The following is a 19,166-nucleotide window of genomic DNA, read 5'->3' on the forward strand; positions in this document are numbered from 1 at the left end:
TTTTATAGGCTGCTTCTTATTTACAGGCTCAGGTTATGCCCGATTACGTCAATTGGCTTCGTCACGCTTCTCCTTATATCAACGCCCACCGCGACTGCACCTTCGTGGTCATGCTGCCCGGCGACGGCGTAGAACATCCGAACTTCGGCAACATCGTCCATGACCTGGTGCTGCTGCACAGCATGGGTGTGCGCCTGGTGCTGGTGCATGGCTCGCGTCCACAGATCGAAACCCGCCTGGCCGCCCGTGGCCTGACCCCGCATTACCACCACGGCATGCGCATCACCGATGCGGCGACCCTGGAATGTGTGATCGACGCCGTCGGCCAGTTGCGCATCGCCATCGAAGCGCGGCTGTCCATGGACATGGCGTCCTCACCGATGCAGGGTTCGCGGCTGCGGGTCGCCAGCGGCAACCTGGTGACCGCCCGGCCGATCGGCGTGCTCGAAGGCGTCGACTATCACCACACCGGCGAAGTGCGCCGGGTCGATCGCAAGGGTATCAATCGCCTGCTGGACGAGCGCTCGATCGTACTGCTGTCGCCCTTGGGCTACTCGCCGACCGGGGAAATCTTCAACCTCGCCTGCGAAGACGTCGCCACCCGCGCGGCCATCGACCTGGCTGCCGACAAGCTGCTGCTGTTCGGCGCCGAGCGTGGCCTGTTGGATGAAAGCGGTAACCTGGTGCGCGAACTGCGTCCGCAGCAGGTGCCGGCGCATTTGCAGCGTCTGGGCGGCAACTATCAGGCGGAACTGCTGGATGCCGCGGCCGAAGCCTGTCGGGGTGGAGTGGGGCGCAGTCATATCGTCAGCTACGCCGAAGACGGCGCGCTGCTGACCGAGCTGTTCACCCGTGACGGTGGCGGTACGCTGGTGGCCCAGGAGCAGTTCGAACTGGTCCGCGAGGCGGCCATCGAGGACGTCGGCGGTCTGCTGGATCTGATCAGCCCGCTGGAAGAGCAGGGGATTCTGGTGCGGCGTTCCCGCGAGGTGCTGGAGCGTGAGATCGAACAGTTCAGCGTGGTCGAGCGCGAGGGGATGATCATCGCCTGTGCCGCGCTCTACCAGATCGCCGATTCCGACGCCGGGGAGCTGGCCTGCCTGGCGGTGAACCCGGAATACCGCCACGGCGGTCGCGGCGACGAACTGTTGGAAAGGATCGAAACCCGGGCCCGGGCCCAGGGCCTGAAAACCCTGTTTGTCCTCACCACCCGTACCGCCCACTGGTTCCGCGAACGCGGTTTCGCACCTAGCAGTGTCGAGCGCCTGCCTTCCGCGCGGGCCTCGCTGTACAACTACCAGCGCAACTCGAAGATCTTCGAAAAAGCCCTCTGAGCATCACTCCCTTCGGCAACCCGCTCTTGACAGGAGCGGGTTTTTGCTGGGCCCGCGCGCAAGCGATTTGTGTTTCAGAAAAATAAATTCGCCTGACACAAAAACTGTAACAAATTGACGCGACCATCGGCGCAAAGCCATTATTGCGTCGCCTTTTTGATACTGGTTGACGTATCTGGCTTATGTTTTAACTGATCGATCTAAAGGTCAGCGGGGAAATACCATTCAGGAATCAGACGGTACGCCGATACCTTGTGCCACGGCTCGAGCAGGCATACCTGGCGATATTCCCGAACGGTATGAAAAAGAATGAAATAATTCTTTTTGGGATTATGAAAAACTCATTACCCTGCAAGGAGCAAATCATCGCGATTAGACCTTGGTCGTAGACACAGTTGGTTACGATTGACTTATGAGTCACGGTCTGGCGCTAATCGCCCACCGATGGACCCGGGGCATCAGACCCTGGGCCTGAGTACACAAGAATTAGAAACGAGAGGAGCGAAACATGAACAAGTCCACCTTGGCCCTGGCTGTGGCCGTTGGGGTTCTGGCGCAGCAGGCAGGCGCCGCCGGTTTCATCGAAGACAGCAAGGCCACTCTGGGTCTGCGTAACTTCTATATCAATACTGATAACCGTGATGCCGATACCAAGGCGTCCGGCGCACAGAACAAGCAGGAAGAGTGGGGCCAAGGCTTCCAGCTCAACTTCATTTCCGGTTACACCGAAGGCACCGTTGGATTCGGTCTCGACGCCATCGGCCTGCTGGGTATCAAGCTGGACTCGGGCGGCGGCACCAACGGCGCCTCTGCTACTTCTTATGGCGGCACTGTCTTCCCGAGCGAGTCCAACGGCAAAGCAGTCGATAACTACTCCAGCCTGGGCCTGACCGCCAAAGCCAAGATCTCTCAGACTGAGCTGAAGCTCGGTACCCTGCAGCCAAAACTGCCAGTCATCGTGACCAACGATGGTCGTATGCTGCCGCAAACCTTCCAGGGCGGTCAGATCACCTCGAACGACATCAAGGACCTGACACTGGTTGGCGGTCAGATCGAGCATGCCAAGGGTCGTAACTCCAGCAACAACGAAGAACTGTCGATTGCCGGCGCCAACGCGCACACCGCTGCTGGTCGCGACAGCAACAAGTTCATCTACGGTGGTGGTGACTACAAGATCACTAAAGATCTGACCGCTCAGTACTACTACGGCAACCTGAAAGACTTCTACAAGCAGCACTTCGTTGGCCTGCTGCACAACTGGGCTATCGGCCCGGGCGTATTGAAGTCTGACCTGCGCTACTTCAACAGCCGCGACGACGGTGCCAACGGCCATGACTCGGCCTACTACACCACCGGTGACTACGGTACCGGCATCACCAAGGGCAAGGTTGATAACAACCTGATCAGCGGCCTGTTCCTGTACTCGGTTGCCGGCCATACCTTCGGTGGTGGCTACCAGGTCAGTAACGGTGACAGCGATTTCCCTTGGCTGAACCAGGGTGATGGTTCGTCGGCTTACCTGACTACCGACATGCAGATCGCCAAGTTCGCCCGTGCTGGTGAACGTACCTGGCAAGCTCGCTACTCCTACGATTTCGCCAAGGTAGGCGTGCCTGGCCTGACCGCCGGCGTGATCTATCTGCGTGGCGACAACATCGATACGACTGGCCGAGAGGGTTCCGTTACCCCTCAGCGTTCCGTTTCGGTTACCAACGCCAGCGAGTGGGAACGCGACCTGACCGTGGCCTACGTGATTCCGGAAGGTCCACTGAAAAACCTCGGCCTGACTTGGAAAAACGCCATGTGGCGTAACGACATTCCGGGCCAGCGCTCGCAGGACGAAAACCGCCTGATCGTCAGCTACTCGATCCCGCTGTTGTAATCCGACGTTAAAACCTCGCCCGGCGCAATGCCGGGCGAGGTGTTGTCATCCAGGTCGGACCCACCCCCGCAGGTCCTCCCCGAAACCCCTCTTTACAGCTACTCAAGGCCTTCTCGAACCTTGTCGAGGATGGTGTGCCCTGGGCGTGCGCGAATCCAGTGAAGAGATTTTTAATATTCCTTTACAGTCTAAATAAATCGATATTTATTCTTTTTAAATATTCCCAGGCGCAGGCACAGTAGGGCTCATAACGCACTCACAGGAGCAGCAACATGAGCCTCAGACTTGGCGACATCGCCCCCGACTTCGAACAGGATTCCAGTGCCGGCAAGATTCGCTTCCATGAGTGGCTCGGCGACAGTTGGGGCGTGCTGTTTTCCCATCCGGCGGACTTCACCCCGGTGTGCACCACCGAACTGGGATTCACCGCCAAGCTCAAGGAGCAGTTCGCCCAGCGCGGCGTGAAAGCCATTGCCCTGTCGGTGGACCCGGTGGACTCGCACCACAAGTGGATCGAGGACATCAACGAAACCCAGAACACCCTCGTCAACTTCCCGATCCTGGCCGACGCCGACCGCAAGGTCTCGGACCTGTACGACCTGATCCACCCGAATGCCAACGACACCCTGACCGTGCGTTCGCTGTTCGTCATCGACCCGAACAAGAAGGTGCGCCTGACCATCACCTACCCGGCCAGTACCGGGCGCAACTTCCACGAGATCCTGCGGGTGATCGACTCGCTGCAGCTCACCGACAACTACAAGGTGGCCACCCCGGCCAACTGGCAGGACGGTGATGAAGTGGTGATCGTGCCGTCGCTCAAGGACGAAGAGGAAATCAAGAAACGCTTCCCCAAAGGCTATCGCGCGGTCAAACCCTACCTGCGCCTGACTCCACAGCCGAATCGCTAAGCCGTTTTCGATTACGCGGCGGCGTGTTGCTGTAGGAGCCAGCTTGCTGGCGATGGGGTCAACACGGCGTGTCAGGTACGCCGCTTCGCGAGCAAGCTCGCTCCTACAAAGATTGATGTATCCACAAAGCAGGGGTTTTTGGGCCGTTTCGACGGCCTATTTTTTTGCCTGGAAAATGGCTTTTCTTATATTCATTTAAAGAATAAACAAATGAAAAAATAAGATTTATGGATATATAAATAGGCTGTTAAGGTCTGCTCAGCTCAGCGAGATCGCAAACCGCGAATCGCCCATTACCGCTAAAGGAAACCTCTGCATGCTGGTCGTCTCACTCGGTGGCAGTCCCAGCCAACGCTCCCGCTCCGGGGTGCTGCTGGAACACGCCAAACGCTGGTTGCAGCAACAAGGTGTGGAAGTGGTCGACTATCAGGTCCGGGATTTCCCGGCCGAGGATCTGCTCCACGCGCGCTTCGACAGCCCGATGGTGATCGACCTGTTGCAACAGATCGAACAGGCCGATGGCCTGCTGATCGCCACCCCGGTCTACAAGGCATCGTTTTCCGGTGCGCTGAAAACCGTGCTCGACCTGCTGCCGGAACGCGCCCTGAACCACAAGGTGGTGCTGCCGATGGCCACGGGCGGCAGCATCGCCCACATGCTGGCGGTGGACTACGCACTCAAGCCGGTGCTGTCGGCCCTGAAGGCCCAGGAGATGCTCCAGGGCATCTTCGCCGAAGACAGCCAGATCGCCTACGGCGAAGGCAACGCCCAGGCGCAGCTGGCGCCGGCGCTGGAGCAGCGTCTGCGCGAAGCCCTGGAACAGTTCCACAGCGCCATGGCGCGGCGTCCCAAGCCGCTGGACCCGAATCTGTTGAATGACCGTTTGTTGAGTGCTCGCTGGAGCATTTGAGTCCTACCCGAATCTGAAGTACTGGCCTTACTTAGCCGCCAACGGCCTAGCAGGTGCAGCCAAAACCCAACAGCAAAAAGGAGAGCGCCATGCGCCCTGTGATTTTGCGTCGTGGTCTGGTCGCTCTGTTTGCTGCGGCTGTGTCCTTCGGCGCCATCGTTCAAGCCCAAGCGGCCGAAACCCTGCGTATCGGCTATCAGAAATACGGCACCCTGGTGCTGCTCAAGGCCAAGGGCTCGCTGGAGAAGCGCCTGGCGGAGCAGGGCGTGCAGGTGCAATGGACTGAGTTCCCCGGTGGCCCGCAGTTGCTGGAAGGGCTGAACGTCGGCTCCATCGATTTCGGCGTCACCGGCGAGACTCCTCCCGTATTTGCCCAGGCCGCCGGTGCCGACCTGTTGTACGTGGCCTACGAGCCACCGGCGCCGACCAGCGAAGCGATCCTGGTCCCCAAGGATTCGCCGATCAAGTCGGTGGCGGAGCTCAAGGGCAAGAAGGTGGTCCTCAACAAGGGCTCCAACGTGCACTACCTGCTGGTCCGCGCCCTCGAAGACGCCGGCCTCAAGTACAGCGACATCCAGACCGTATTCCTGCCGCCCGCCGATGCCCGCGCCGCCTTCGAGCGTGGCAGCGTCGATGCCTGGGTGATCTGGGACCCCTATCAGGCGGCGGCCGAGAAGCAGCTGCAAGCCCGCACCCTGCGTGACGGCAGCGGCATCGTCGACAACCACCAGTTCTACCTGGCGACCAAACCCTACGCGCAGCAGCACCCCGAAGTGATCAAGACCCTGGTGGAAGAAGTGCGCGCGGTGGGCGAGTGGTCCAAGGCCAACCCGGACGAGGTGACCCAGCAGGTGGCGCCACTGCTCGGCCTGCCGGCGGACATCACCCTGACCTCGGTGAAACGCCAGGGCTATGGCGCGCACTTCCTGACCCCGGACGTGGTGGCGGCCCAGCAGAAAATCGCCGACAGCTTCCACCAGCTCAAGCTGATTCCCAAACCCCTGAGCATCAAAGACGTGATCTGGACGCCTCCAGCCGCCGTTGCCAAAGCGCCGTAACTCGATCCCCTTAGGAGACAACTCCATGAGCCTCAATATTTTCTGGTTCCTGCCCACCCACGGCGACGGCCACTACCTTGGCACCGCCGAAGGCGCTCGCGCCGTCGACCACGGCTACCTGCAGCAGATCGCCCAGGCGGCCGACCGCCTCGGTTTCGGTGGCGTGCTGATCCCCACCGGGCGCTCCTGCGAGGATTCCTGGCTGGTGGCGGCCTCGCTGATCCCGGTGACCCAGCGCCTGAAATTCCTGGTCGCCCTGCGCCCCGGGATCATTTCTCCGACGGTGGCGGCACGCCAGGCGGCAACCCTGGATCGCCTGTCTGGCGGCCGGGCGCTGTTCAACCTGGTGACCGGCGGCGATCCGGACGAGCTGGCCGGCGACGGCCTGTTCCTCAGCCATGAAGAGCGCTACCAGGCTTCGGTGGAGTTCACCCGCATCTGGCGCCGGGTGCTGGAAGGCGAAACCGTCGACTACGACGGCCAGCACATCAGCGTGAAGGGCGCCAAATTGCTTTACCCGCCGATCCAGCAACCGCGTCCGCCGCTGTACTTCGGCGGCTCCTCGGAAGCCGCGCAGGACCTGGCCGCCGAGCAGGTGGACATGGTCCTGACCTGGGGCGAACCACCGGCCGCGGTGGCCGAGAAGATCGAGCAGGTCCGGGCCAAGGCCGCCAAGCAGGGACGCAGTGTGCGCTTCGGCATTCGTTTGCATGTGATCGTGCGCGAAACCAACGCCGAGGCCTGGCAGGCGGCCGAGCGCCTGATCTCCCACCTGGACGACGACACCATCGCCCGCGCCCAGGCGTCCCTGGCGCGCTTCGATTCGGTCGGCCAGCAACGCATGGCGGCCCTGCACGGCGGGCGCCGTGACAAGCTGGAAGTCAGCCCCAACCTCTGGGCCGGTGTCGGCCTGGTACGGGGCGGCGCGGGCACCGCGCTGGTCGGCGATGGCCCGACCGTGGCGGCGCGGATGCAGGAGTACGCGGACCTTGGTATCGACACCTTTATCTTCTCCGGTTACCCCCACCTGGAAGAGTCGTACCGGGTGGCCGAACTGCTGTTCCCGCACCTGGATATCGAACGTCCCGAGCTGCCCAGGGGCGCCGGCTACGTCAGCCCGTTCGGCGAAATGGTCGCCAACGACATCATCCCCAAAGCTGCGTCCCAGAGCTGAGGCGTGGCCATGAACAGACAAACCTTGTTCCATCGCCTGGCGCCCTGGGCCCTGCCGCTGCTGTTACTGGCGGTATGGCAGTTGTCGGTCTCGGCCGGCTGGCTGTCGACGCGAATCCTGCCGGCACCCAGCGCGGTGATCGAAGCCGGGATCGGCCTGGTGCGCAGCGGCGAAATCTGGACCCACCTGGCTATCAGCGGCTGGCGCGCGGCGATCGGTTTCCTGATCGGCGGCGGCATTGGCCTGGCCCTGGGCTTTATCACCGGCCTGTCGAAGTGGGGCGAGCGCCTGCTGGACAGCTCGGTGCAGATGATCCGCAACGTGCCGCACCTGGCGCTGATTCCCCTGGTGATCCTGTGGTTCGGCATCGATGAGTCGGCGAAGATTTTCCTGGTGGCCCTGGGCACTCTGTTCCCGATCTACCTGAACACCTACCACGGCATCCGCAACGTCGACCCGGCGCTGGTGGAAATGGCGCGCAGCTATGGCCTGTCCGGCTTCGCCCTGTTCCGCCAGGTGATCCTGCCGGGCGCCTTGCCTTCGATCCTGGTAGGCGTGCGGTTTGCCCTGGGCTTTATGTGGCTGACGCTGATCGTCGCGGAAACCATCTCCGCCAGCTCCGGCATCGGTTATCTGGCGATGAACGCCCGGGAGTTCCTGCAGACCGACGTGGTGGTGCTGGCCATCGTCCTGTATGCCGTGCTCGGCAAACTGGCGGACCTCGCCGCGCGCGGCCTGGAGCGTGCCTGGCTGCGTTGGCATCCGGCCTATCAAGTGGCGAGGGGAGGTGCGCAATGACGGCTCAACAACCTCCACGCCTGCTGCGCGGTATTCCGCTGGCGGTGCGCAAGCTGCAAAAGACCTTCGGTTCGCGCCAGGTGTTGCGCGAGATCGACCTGCATATTCCGGCCGGGCAATTCGTCGCGGTGGTCGGCCGTAGCGGTTGCGGCAAGAGTACCTTGCTGCGCTTGCTGGCCGGCCTCGACAAACCCACCGGCGGTGAACTGCTGGCCGGTGCCGCGCCGCTGGGCCAGGCCATCGAGGACACCCGCCTGATGTTCCAGGAGGCGCGCCTGCTGCCCTGGAAGAAGGTCATCGACAACGTCGGCCTGGGCCTCAAGGGCGATTGGCGCCCCCAGGCCCTGGAAGCCCTGGAGGCGGTGGGCCTGGCTGATCGCGCCAACGAGTGGCCGGCCGCCTTGTCCGGTGGCCAGAAGCAGCGGGTGGCCCTGGCCCGGGCGCTGATTCACCAGCCACGCCTGTTGCTGCTGGACGAGCCTCTGGGCGCGCTGGATGCCCTGACCCGGATCGAGATGCAGCAACTGATCGAGCGCCTGTGGCAGCAGCATGGCTTCACTGTCCTGCTGGTGACCCACGACGTCAGCGAAGCGGTGGCGGTGGCCGACCGGGTGATCCTGATCGAAGAAGGCGAGGTCGGTCTCGACCTGCTGGTGGAGCTGCCGCGCCCACGGGTGCGTGGCTCCCATCGATTGGCGGCGCTGGAAGCCGAAGTACTCAACCGCGTGTTGTCGCTGCCCGGGTCGCCGCCCGAGCCGGAACCCGTTTCACCCTTGCCCACGCAATTGCGCTGGGCGCAATAAAAGCAGCGGCAAGCTTTTAGCTGCAAGCTGCAAGAAGGAGTCGAGTGCTTTTACTTGCAGCTTGCCGCTTGAAACGTGCCGCTTATTTCGACCCGAGGAGAAATCGTATGACTATCAAGGCCATCAACGTTCGCAACCAGTTCAAAGGCACCATCAAGGAAATCGTCGAAGGCGACGTGCTCTCGGAAATCGACGTGCAGACCGCCTCCGGCATCGTCACGTCGGTGATTACCACCCGTTCGGTGCGGGAGCTGGAGCTGGCGATCGGCAGCGAAGTGATCGCGTTCGTGAAATCCACCGAGGTATCGATCGCCAAGTTGTGACCGGTGCGCGACAACCGGCCCCGGACGGCGTGAGCCCTTCGGGGCTTTTTTGTGGGCGCTGACGGCTACAGGGCAGGGCGCTTGGGCAGGTAAGGCGGCAGGTACAGCCCCAGGTAGGCATCGAACACCCGCATGCCTTCCTCGGCCATGCGCTCGGTGATCTGCCCATGCTGCTGGACCGAGCGCGCGTAGACGCGGTCGCCCAGCTCCATGGCCAGGGCGAATACATCGACGTCCGCGGGCAGCGCTGGCAGCTGGAAGTGCTGGTCGAACAGCTTGTGCATCAGGTCGCCCAGTTCGATGTCGTGCTGGCGGTCGGCCTGGGTGACCTCGGTGAGGCCATGCTGGGCCAGGATCAACTGGCGGGCCGCGGCGTCGGCGCTGTAGATGGCGAGCATGCGCTGTTCGACCAGGCGCGACAGGTCGTGCCAACTGCTCAGGGCGGTGTGGTCGATGGGCTCTTGCAGGCAGGCGCGGAACGCGGCGTGGATGTCGGCGGTCAGGGCTTCGAGCAGGGCGGGAACGCTGGCGAAGAAGTGGTAGACCGAGGAGGGCGGAATCTCCGCGCGCTCGGCCACGCTGTAGATCGACAGGCTGGCCACGCCCTCGGCGGCAAGCAGGGTGCGGGCGGCATCGAGTATCGAGTCGATCCGGGCCTGGCTGCGTGCGCGGGGTTTGCGGGGGGTGGCTACGCGTGTCATGGGAGTCTCCTGCGGGGCAGCGGGCATTGTACGAGGCGTGTCGGGTGTTGTCTGCCAGGACGCCTTCGCGGGCAAGCCTCGCTCCTGCAAGATGGAAATGGCATACGCTCCGATCCTGTAGGAGCGAGGCTTGCCCGCGATCCGCCGCAAGGCGGCCATAAAAAAACGCCACGGGCCTTTGCGGCCGGTGGCGTTTTTTTGCTGCAGCCGCTTACACGGTGTGCAGGTACCAGTTGTACTCGAGGTCGGAGATCGAGTGCTCGAACTCCTCCAGCTCGCTTTCCTTGCAGGCCACGAAGATATCGATGTATTTCGGATCGATGTACTTGGCCATGACTTCGCTGTCGTCCAGCTCGCGCAATGCATCGCGCAGGTTGTTCGGCAGGCTCTGCTCGTTCTGCTCGTAGGAGTTGCCTTCGGTTGGCGCGCCCGGTTCGATCTTGTTGACCAGACCGTGGTGCACGCCCGCCAGCACCGAAGCCATCAGCAGGTACGGGTTGGCATCGGCACCGGCGACACGGTGTTCGATGCGCACGGCGTCGGAAGAACCGGTCGGTACGCGGATGGCCACGGTACGGTTGTCCAGGCCCCAGCTCGGCGAGTTCGGCACATAGAACTGCGCGCCGAAACGACGGTAGGAGTTGACGTTCGGGCAGAGGAAAGCCATCTGCGCCGGTAGGGTCTCGAGCACACCGCCGATCGCGTGACGCAGTGCGGCGTTCTGCTCGGGATCCTCGCTGGCAAAAATATTCTTGCCGTCCTTGTCCAGGACCGAAATGTGGACGTGCAGACCATTACCCGCCTGGCCTGGGTAAGGCTTGGCCATGAAGGTGGTGTCCATCTCATGGTCGTAGGCGATGTTCTTGATCAGACGCTTGAGCAGTACCGCATAGTCGCAAGCCTTGATCGGGTCGGCGACGTGGTGCAGGTTCACTTCGAACTGCGCCGGAGCACTTTCCTTGACGATGGCGTCGGCCGGGATGCCTTGTTCTTTCGCGCCTTCGAGAATGTCCTGCAGGCAGTCGACGTACTCGTCGAGGTCGTCGATCAGGTAGACCTGGGTCGAATGCGGGCGCTTGCCGGAGATTGGCGAGCGTGGCGGCTGTGGCCGGCCATTCACGTTCTCCTGGTCGATCAGGTAGAACTCCAGCTCGAAAGCCGCGCAGATGGTCAGGCCCAGCTCGTCGAACTTGGCAACGACTTGACGCAGCACTTCGCGCGGGTCGGCGAAGAAGGGGTCGCCTTCGAGTTCGTGCATGGTCATCAGCAGTTGCGCGGTGGGGCGCTTCTGCCAGGGCTCATTGCACAGGGTATCGGGGATTGGATAGCAGATTCGATCGGCGTCGCCGATGTCCAGGCCCAGGCCGGTGCTTTCCACCGTCGAGCCATTGATATCCAGAGCAAATAAAGAGGCCGGCAGGTTGATGCCTTTCTCGTAAACCTTGTGGAGGCTGGTGCGTTCGATGCGCTTGCCGCGCACCACACCATTCATATCCGCAATCAGAAGGTCAACGTACAGAACCTCAGGATGTTCCTTAAGGAACGCGTTCGCTTCGTTAAGCTGAACGGCACGCGGGGGTACCGACATGATGCAACACCTTTGTTGTTAAAAATATCAATCATTGATCTTTTCAGGTTTCAGTCAACCCGAACGGCATGCCGAAGTCAAGCGAGGCCTTTTTTGCCCTAAAAAAGCGCCTGTGGGGCATTTTTGGGGCGCTTTTCTGGCTTCGGAGGGCTTGGCCGCCGCAGCCTTGAGCGGGCCGTGTTGTATTTTTTACGGGGGTGTTGTGTAAAAAAATGAACAAGGCTAAGCTCGATTTAAACCCATAACAGCAATAATACCGGGGTGTTTCATGTCTCGCCTGCCGTTAATCGGCGTCACCGCCTGCTCCAGGCAGATCGGTCTGCATGCTTATCACATCAGTGGCGACAAGTACGTCCGCGCAGTGGCAGTAGCAGCCAAGGGCGTGCCCATGATCCTCCCGTCCCTGGCCGATATTCTGAGCCCGTCCGATATTCTGGACGGTCTGGATGGCATCCTCTTTACTGGTTCACCCTCCAATATCGAACCTTTTCACTATAGCGGTCCCGCCAGCGCGCCGGGAACCGCGCATGACCCTGCCCGTGATGCCAGCACCCTGCCGCTGATCCGCGCCGCGGTGGCGGCCGGGGTTCCGGTACTGGGGATCTGCCGCGGTTTTCAGGAAATGAACGTGGCCTTCGGCGGCAGCCTGCATCAGCGGGTCCACGAAGCCGGTCCGTTCATGGACCACCGTGAGGACGATAGCCAGCCAGTGGAAGTGCAATACGCTCCGGCCCATGCGCTGCATGTGCAGCCGGGTGGGGTGCTGGCCGGGCTCGGCCTGCCGGCGCAGATTGAAGTCAATTCGATTCATGGCCAAGGCGTTGAACGTCTGGCGCCGGGCCTGAAGATAGAGGCCCTGGCACCCGACGGGTTGATCGAAGCCTTCTCCGTCGAGGGGGCGCCGATCGAGGGAGGCAAGGCTTTTGCTTTGGGGGTGCAATGGCACCCCGAATGGCAGGTAAGCTCTAACCCTCACTACCTCGCCATCTTCCAGGCATTTGGCGATGCCTGTCGCAAGCGGGTCATTCAACGCGACGCCAATGCGTCACAAAAACCTGGCTTATAAGAGCCAGGAAACTCACGCCTAGAGGCATTTATGAGTAACAACCTCGACCAGCTCACCGATTGGTTGAAAGACCACAAGATCACAGAAGTCGAATGCATGATTGGCGACCTGACCGGGATTACCCGGGGCAAGATCTCGCCGACCAACAAGTTCATCGCCGAAAAAGGCATGCGCCTGCCCGAGAGCGTGCTGTTGCAGACGGTGACCGGCGACTATGTCGAAGACGACATCTATTACGAACTGCTGGACCCGGCCGACATCGACATGGTCTGCCGCCCGGACCAGAACGCGGTATTCCTCGTGCCCTGGGCCATCGAGCCGACCGCCCAGGTGATCCACGACACCTACGACAAGCAGGGCAACCCGATCGAGCTGTCGCCGCGCAACGTGCTCAAGAAGGTCCTGAAACTCTACGCCGACCACGGCTGGCAGCCGATCGTGGCGCCGGAGATGGAGTTCTACCTGACCAAGCGCAGCGACGACCCGGACTACCCGTTGCAGCCACCGGTCGGTCGCTCCGGGCGCCCGGAAACCGGTCGCCAGTCGTTCTCCATTGAAGCGGCCAACGAATTCGACCCGCTGTTCGAGGACGTCTACGACTGGTGCGAACTGCAGGAACTGGACCTCGACACGCTGATCCACGAAGACGGCACGGCGCAGATGGAAATCAACTTCCGTCACGGCGACGCCCTGTCCCTGGCCGACCAGATCCTGGTGTTCAAGCGCACCATGCGCGAAGCCGCGCTCAAGCACGAGGTGGCTGCCACCTTCATGGCCAAGCCGATGACCGGCGAGCCGGGCAGCGCCATGCACCTGCACCAGAGCATCATCGACATCGAGACTGGCAAGAACGTCTTCTCCAATGAAGACGGGACCATGAGCCAGCTGTTCCTCAACCACATCGGCGGCCTGCAGAAGTTCATCCCCGAGCTGCTGCCGCTGTTCGCGCCTAACGTCAACTCGTTCCGCCGCTTCCTGCCGGACACCTCGGCACCGGTGAACGTGGAGTGGGGCGAAGAGAACCGCACCGTGGGCCTGCGTGTGCCGGATGCCGGGCCGCAGAACCGCCGGGTGGAAAACCGCCTGCCGGGCGCCGACGCCAACCCTTACCTGGCCATCGCCGCCAGCCTGCTGTGCGGGTTCATCGGCATGGTCGAAGGCCACAACCCGAGCGCGCCGGTGGTCGGCCGCGGTTACGAGCGCCGCAACCTGCGCCTGCCGTTGACCATCGAGGACGCCCTGGAGCGCATGGAAAACAGCAAGACCATCGAGAAGTACCTGGGCAAGAAATTCATCACTGGCTACGTCGCGGTCAAGCGGGCCGAGCATGAAAACTTCAAGCGCGTCATCAGTTCGTGGGAGCGGGAATTCCTGCTCTTCGCCGTCTGATGCGCGGGGCGCCGCCGTCACCGGCGGCGCCCTCACCGGAAAATCAGGAGAGTTCCAATGACCAGCAACAACCCGCAAACCCGTGAGTGGCAAACCCTCAGCAGCGAGCACCACCTGGCCCCGTTCAGCGACTTCAAGCAGTTGAAGGAGAAGGGCCCGCGGATCATCACCAACGCCGAGGGCGTTTATCTCTGGGACAGCGAGGGCAACAAGATCCTCGACGGCATGGCCGGGCTGTGGTGCGTGGCCATCGGTTATGGCCGCGAAGAACTGGCCGACGCCGCCAGCAAGCAGATGCGCGAGCTGCCGTACTACAACCTGTTCTTCCAGACCGCCCACCCGCCGGCGCTGGAACTGGCCAAGGCCATCTCCGATGTGGCCCCCAAGGGCATGAACCATGTGTTCTTCACCGGCTCGGGCTCCGAAGGCAACGACACCATGCTGCGCATGGTTCGCCACTACTGGGCGATCAAGGGCCAGCCGAAGAAGAAAACCATCATCAGCCGGGTCAACGGCTATCACGGCTCCACCGTGGCTGGCGCGAGCCTGGGCGGCATGACCTATATGCACGAACAGGGCGACTTGCCGATCCCGGGCATCGTGCATATCCCGCAGCCTTACTGGTTCGGCGAAGGCGGCGACATGACCCCGGACGAGTTCGGGATCTGGGCGGCCAACCAGCTGGAAGAGAAGATTCTCGAAGTCGGCGTCGATAACGTCGGTGCCTTCATCGCCGAGCCGATCCAGGGCGCGGGCGGCGTAATCGTGCCGCCGGAAAGCTACTGGCCGCGGATCAAGGAAATCCTCGCCAAGTACGACATCCTGTTCGTCGCCGACGAGGTGATCTGTGGGTTCGGGCGTACCGGTGAGTGGTTCGGTAGCGATTTCTACGACCTCAAGCCGGACATGATGACCATCGCCAAGGGCCTGACCTCCGGCTACATCCCCATGGGTGGCCTGATCGTGCGCGACGAAGTGGTGGCGGTGCTCAACGAGGGCGGCGATTTCAACCACGGTTTCACCTATTCCGGGCACCCGGTGGCCGCCGCCGTGGCCCTGGAAAACATCCGCATCATGCGCGACGAAAAAATTATCGAGCGCGTCAAGGCAGAAACGGCACCGTATTTGCAGAAACGCCTGCGGGAACTGAACGATCACCCGCTGGTGGGTGAGGTTCGCGGAGTCGGCCTGTTGGGCGCCATCGAGCTGGTTCAGGACAAGGCCACCCGTGCGCGGTATGTCGGAAGAGGCGTCGGCATGATCTGCCGGCAGTTCTGCTTCGACAATGGCCTGATCATGCGCGCCGTGGGCGACACCATGATCATCGCTCCGCCCCTGGTGATCACCAAGGAGGAGATCGATGAGCTGGTGAGCAAGGCCCGCAAGTGCCTGGACCTGACCTTGAGTGCGTTACAGGGCTAAGTGCTAGGCTCTGAGCGGAGTACCCCGCGGTACTTCGCTCGGGGCGGCCATAAAGGATGGGGGCTTCTGTTGAAAGCCCGCCTTGGAACTTGCCAGACTACCGCCTGTTTTTAGTTGCCTGGCAACCGGTCGCTGAACACAAGGTTAAAAAGAATAATTGGAGCATGACGCATGAAGGCAATAGGTATGAAGAAAGCTGGCAAGACCCTCCTCGCCATGTCCCTGATGGGCGCGATGGCGGCAGTGGCCCAGGCAGACGACAAAGTGCTGCACGTTTACAACTGGTCCGACTACATCGCACCTGACACCATCGCGAACTTCGAGAAAGAGTCCGGGATCAAGGTGGTCTACGACGTTTTCGATAGCAACGAGACCCTGGAAGCCAAACTGCTGGCAGGCAAGTCCGGTTACGACGTGGTCGTGCCGTCGAACAACTTCCTGGCCAAGCAGATCAAGGCCGGTGTTTATCAGGAGCTGGATGTCTCCAAGTTGCCCAACTGGAAAAACCTGAACCAGGATCTGCTCAAGGCGGTTTCGGTCAGTGACCCGGGCAACAAGCACGCTTTCCCATACATGTGGGGTTCCATCGGCATCGGCTACAACCCGGAGAAGGTCAAGGCTGCGCTGGGCGTCGACAAGATCGATTCCTGGGACACCCTGCTCAAGCCCGAGAACATCGCCAAGCTCAAGGGCTGCGGCGTGAGCTTCCTCGACTCGCCAACCGAAATGATCCCGGTCGCGCTGCATTACCTGGGCTTGCCGACCGACAGCCAGAAGAAAGACGACATCAAGAAAGCCGAAGAGCTGTTCCTCAAGATCCGTCCTTCGATCACCTACTTCCACTCCTCCAAGTACATCTCGGACCTGGCCAACGGCAACATCTGCGTAGCGGTCGGTTACTCGGGTGACGTGCAGCAGGCCAAGTCCCGCGCCGCCGAAGCCGGCGACAAGGTGAAAGTCAGCTACGTCATTCCGAAAGAAGGCGCCGGCACCTTTTACGACATGGTCGCTATCCCCAAGGATGCGGAAAACGTCGAGGGCGCCTACAAGTTCATGACCTTCCTGCAGAAGCCTGAAGTCATGGCCGGCATCACCAACGCCGTGCGTTTCCCGAACGGCAACGCCGCCGCAACGGCACTGGTAGAAAAAGACATCACCAGCGATCCGGGCATCTACCCACCAGCAGACGTGCAGGCCAAGCTGTATGCGATCGCCGATCTGCCGGCCGCCACCCAGCGTGAGTTGACCCGCAGCTGGACCAAGATCAAATCCGGCAAATAAACCGGTTTGAGGCAGCAACCGCTGGCTGTCGTCCCCGCGAGGGCGGTCAGCGGTGCAATTAAATGACAGAAAGTTTTGCTGGATCGGTTTATCGAAGGTAAGTTGCGCGCCGGTTTTGTTGCTGGGCAGCTCTTGGCTGTCATGTAGTGCGGGCAACTCAGGCCCAATTGTTGAGAGGACCTCCACTTGCCTATTTCTTTATTTCGCAAAGCCATGCTGGTGGGCGCCGGGCTGACGCTGGCCGTCAGCGCTTATGCCGCGCCGACCGTGCATATTTATAACTGGTCTGACTATATCGGTCAGAGCACATTGGCGGACTTCGAAAAGGCCACCGGCATCAAGCCGCTGTACGACGTGTTCGATTCCAACGAAACCCTGGAAGGCAAGTTGCTCGCCGGTCGTACCGGTTATGACGTGGTCGTGCCGTCCAACCACTTCCTGGGCAAGCAGATCAAGGCCGGGGCGTTCCAGAAGCTCGACAAGGCACAGCTGCCCAACTATTCCAATCTCGATCCGGTGCTGCTCAAGCGCCTGGAGAAAAACGACCCGGGCAACCAGTACGCCGTGCCTTACCTGTGGGGCACCAACGGCATCGGCTACAACGTCGAGAAGGTCAAGGCCGCGCTGGGCGTGGACAAGATCGACTCCTGGGCCATGCTGTTCGAGCCGGAAAACATCAAGAAGCTGTCGAGCTGCGGCGTGGCCTTCCTCGACTCCGCCGATGAAATGCTCCCGGCGGTGCTCAACTACATGGGCCTGGACCCCAACAGCCAGAACCCCGACGACTACAAGAAGGCCGAAGCCAAGTTGCTGGCAGTGCGGCCTTATGTGACCTACTTCAACTCCTCGAAATACATCTCCGACCTGGCCAATGGCGAAATCTGCGTGGCCGCGGGTTTCTCCGGCGATGTGTTCCAGGCCAAGGCGCGCGCCGCCGAAGCCGGCAAGGGCATCGAAATCGCCTATGTGATTCCCAAGGAAGGCGGCAACCTCTGGTTCGACATGCTGGCCATTCCCAAGGACGCCGGTAACGTCAAGCAGGCCCATGCCTTCATCAATTACCTGCTCAAGCCTGAGGTGATCGCCCAGGTCAGCGATTCCGTCGGTTATGCCAACCCGAACCCCAAGGCGGGCGAGCTGATGGACCAGTCGGTCCGCAAGGACGAAGCCGTTTACCCGGCGCAGGAGATTGTCGACAAGCTGTACGTCAACTCAGAGTTGCCGCCCAAGATCCAACGACTCATGACCCGCAGCTGGACCAAGGTCAAGTCGGGCAAATAGCGTCAATCGCTCAAACTATCCTGGGTTCGCCCGCCTTGGGCGAACTGCACTCTTTTTTTCTGGGAGTTTCGTAAATGGCAGTTGCCTCCGGCGCCTACAAGAAAGCCCTCGAGGGCGACCAGACACCGAAGCAGGTGTTGGTCAAGATCGACCGGGTCACGAAGAAGTTCGACGAGACGATTGCCGTGGACGACGTGTCCCTGGAAATCAAGAAAGGCGAGATCTTCGCCCTGCTCGGCGGTTCTGGCTCGGGTAAGTCCACCCTGCTGCGGATGCTCGCGGGGTTTGAACGGCCCACGGAGGGGCGCATCTACCTGGACGGTGTGGACATCACCGACATGCCGCCCTACGAGCGGCCGATCAACATGATGTTCCAGTCCTATGCCTTGTTCCCGCACATGACTGTGGCGCAGAACATCGCCTTCGGCCTGCAGCAGGACAAGATTCCCAAGGCCGAGATCGATGCCCGCGTGGCCGAGATGCTCAAGCTGGTGCAAATGAGCCAGTACGCCAAGCGCAAGCCGCACCAGCTCTCCGGCGGCCAGCGCCAGCGCGTGGCCCTGGCCCGCTCCCTGGCCAAGCGACCGAAACTGCTGCTGCTCGACGAACCGATGGGCGCCCTGGATAAAAAGCTGCGCTCGCAGATGCAACTGGAGCTGGTGGAGATCATCGAGCGGGTCGGCGTGACCTGCGTGATGGTGACCCACGACCAGGAAGAGGCCATGACCATGGCCGAGCGCATCGCGATCATGCACCTGGGCTGGATCGCCCAGATCGGCAGTCCGATCGACATCTATGAGACCCCGACCAGCCGCCTGGTCTGCGAATTCATCGGCAACGTCAACATCTTCGAAGGTGAAGTGATCGACGACGCCGAAGGCCACGCCACCATCACCTGCAAGGACCTGGACCGCAACATCTACGTGGGCCACGGCATCAGCACCTCGGTGCAGGACAAGTCGGTGACCTACGCCATCCGCCCGGAAAAACTCCTGGTGACCCCGGACATGCCGACCTGCGAATACAACTGGTCGAGCGGCAAGGTGCACGATATCGCCTACCTGGGCGGTCACTCGGTGTTCTACGTCGAGCTGCCGAGCGGCAAGCTGGTGCAGTCGTTCGTGGCCAACGCCGAGCGTCGCGGCGCGCGTCCAACCTGGGGCGACCAGGTGTACGTCTGGTGGGAAGACGACAGCGGCGTGGTACTGCGCTCATGAACATGCGAAAGCTCAAGCGCCGCCTCAA

At 61.5% G+C, this 19,166-nt stretch carries 17 protein-coding genes; 15 read left to right on the forward strand and 2 right to left on the reverse strand.

Annotation, left to right across the window (positions count from 1 at the left end; translation table 11 throughout):
• The first annotated feature begins 35 nt into the window (after positions 1–35).
• From argA to AC07Y9_RS19470, 9 genes are all read left to right on the forward strand, one after another.
• Positions 36–1,334, forward strand: a complete 1,299-nt coding sequence (gene argA / locus AC07Y9_RS19430) for an amino-acid N-acetyltransferase (protein WP_007928273.1) — start codon at positions 36–38, stop codon at positions 1,332–1,334.
• Between the two features lie 508 nt (positions 1,335–1,842).
• Positions 1,843–3,216: an OprD family porin gene (locus AC07Y9_RS19435; protein WP_087092494.1), complete on the forward strand. Its 1,374-nt coding sequence runs from the start codon at positions 1,843–1,845 to the stop codon at positions 3,214–3,216.
• A gap of 272 nt (positions 3,217–3,488) precedes the next feature.
• The gene (locus tag AC07Y9_RS19440; protein ID WP_007928285.1) at positions 3,489–4,127 is read left to right on the forward strand and encodes a peroxiredoxin; all 639 of its coding nucleotides are present in this window, start codon (positions 3,489–3,491) and stop codon (positions 4,125–4,127) included.
• Positions 4,128–4,443: 316 nt separating this feature from the next.
• Positions 4,444–5,037 carry an NADPH-dependent FMN reductase gene (gene ssuE / locus AC07Y9_RS19445; protein ID WP_102678884.1) on the forward strand — a complete coding sequence of 198 codons (594 nt, stop codon included), beginning with the start codon at positions 4,444–4,446 and terminating at the stop codon, positions 5,035–5,037.
• A gap of 89 nt (positions 5,038–5,126) precedes the next feature.
• Positions 5,127–6,095, forward strand: a complete 969-nt coding sequence (locus tag AC07Y9_RS19450) for a sulfonate ABC transporter substrate-binding protein (RefSeq protein ID WP_009046094.1) — start codon at positions 5,127–5,129, stop codon at positions 6,093–6,095.
• Between the two features lie 25 nt (positions 6,096–6,120).
• A complete protein-coding gene (ssuD, locus tag AC07Y9_RS19455) occupies positions 6,121–7,269 on the forward strand; it encodes an FMNH2-dependent alkanesulfonate monooxygenase (protein ID WP_102678883.1) in 1,149 nt (382 codons plus the stop codon).
• 9 nt (positions 7,270–7,278) lie between these two features.
• Positions 7,279–8,067, forward strand: coding sequence for an aliphatic sulfonate ABC transporter permease SsuC (gene ssuC / locus AC07Y9_RS19460; RefSeq protein WP_102678882.1), 789 nt, complete (start codon positions 7,279–7,281; stop codon positions 8,065–8,067).
• Positions 8,064–8,870 (forward strand): aliphatic sulfonates ABC transporter ATP-binding protein, encoded by an 807-nt coding sequence (gene ssuB, locus AC07Y9_RS19465; protein ID WP_102678881.1) that lies wholly within the window; start codon positions 8,064–8,066, stop codon positions 8,868–8,870. Before ssuC ends, ssuB begins: the two co-directional genes overlap by 4 nt.
• 107 nt (positions 8,871–8,977) lie before the next feature.
• Positions 8,978–9,193, forward strand: a complete 216-nt coding sequence (locus AC07Y9_RS19470; RefSeq protein ID WP_007928303.1) for a TOBE domain-containing protein — start codon at positions 8,978–8,980, stop codon at positions 9,191–9,193.
• Positions 9,194–9,258: 65 nt separating this feature from the next.
• On the opposite strand, the gene AC07Y9_RS19475 is transcribed toward AC07Y9_RS19470, so the two are convergent.
• Entirely contained in the window at positions 9,259–9,894 is a 636-nt protein-coding gene (locus tag AC07Y9_RS19475; RefSeq protein WP_102678880.1) for a TetR/AcrR family transcriptional regulator, read from the reverse strand.
• A 211-nt stretch (positions 9,895–10,105) separates the two neighbouring features.
• On the reverse strand, positions 10,106–11,482 hold the full coding sequence (locus tag AC07Y9_RS19480; RefSeq protein WP_087092490.1) for a glutamine synthetase family protein: 1,377 nt from the start codon (positions 11,480–11,482) through the stop codon (positions 10,106–10,108).
• A 268-nt stretch (positions 11,483–11,750) separates the two neighbouring features.
• Between AC07Y9_RS19480 and AC07Y9_RS19485 the strand changes: the two genes are divergently transcribed.
• From AC07Y9_RS19485 to AC07Y9_RS19510, 6 genes are all read left to right on the forward strand, one after another.
• Entirely contained in the window at positions 11,751–12,548 is a 798-nt protein-coding gene (locus tag AC07Y9_RS19485; RefSeq protein WP_053263036.1) for a gamma-glutamyl-gamma-aminobutyrate hydrolase family protein, read from the forward strand.
• Positions 12,549–12,578: 30 nt separating this feature from the next.
• A complete protein-coding gene (locus AC07Y9_RS19490; RefSeq protein WP_007928318.1) occupies positions 12,579–13,937 on the forward strand; it encodes a glutamine synthetase family protein in 1,359 nt (452 codons plus the stop codon).
• Between the two features lie 57 nt (positions 13,938–13,994).
• Positions 13,995–15,359, forward strand: coding sequence for an aspartate aminotransferase family protein (locus tag AC07Y9_RS19495; RefSeq protein WP_087092489.1), 1,365 nt, complete (start codon positions 13,995–13,997; stop codon positions 15,357–15,359).
• 186 nt (positions 15,360–15,545) lie between these two features.
• The gene (locus AC07Y9_RS19500) at positions 15,546–16,640 is read left to right on the forward strand and encodes a polyamine ABC transporter substrate-binding protein (RefSeq protein ID WP_053263034.1); all 1,095 of its coding nucleotides are present in this window, start codon (positions 15,546–15,548) and stop codon (positions 16,638–16,640) included.
• A 186-nt stretch (positions 16,641–16,826) separates the two neighbouring features.
• Positions 16,827–17,921, forward strand: coding sequence for a polyamine ABC transporter substrate-binding protein (locus tag AC07Y9_RS19505; RefSeq protein ID WP_009051375.1), 1,095 nt, complete (start codon positions 16,827–16,829; stop codon positions 17,919–17,921).
• Between the two features lie 74 nt (positions 17,922–17,995).
• Positions 17,996–19,138: an ABC transporter ATP-binding protein gene (locus tag AC07Y9_RS19510; protein ID WP_007928322.1), complete on the forward strand. Its 1,143-nt coding sequence runs from the start codon at positions 17,996–17,998 to the stop codon at positions 19,136–19,138.
• Positions 19,139–19,166: the final 28 nt, after the last annotated feature.

This window comes from Pseudomonas sp. GW456-L12 (genome assembly GCF_059424045.1).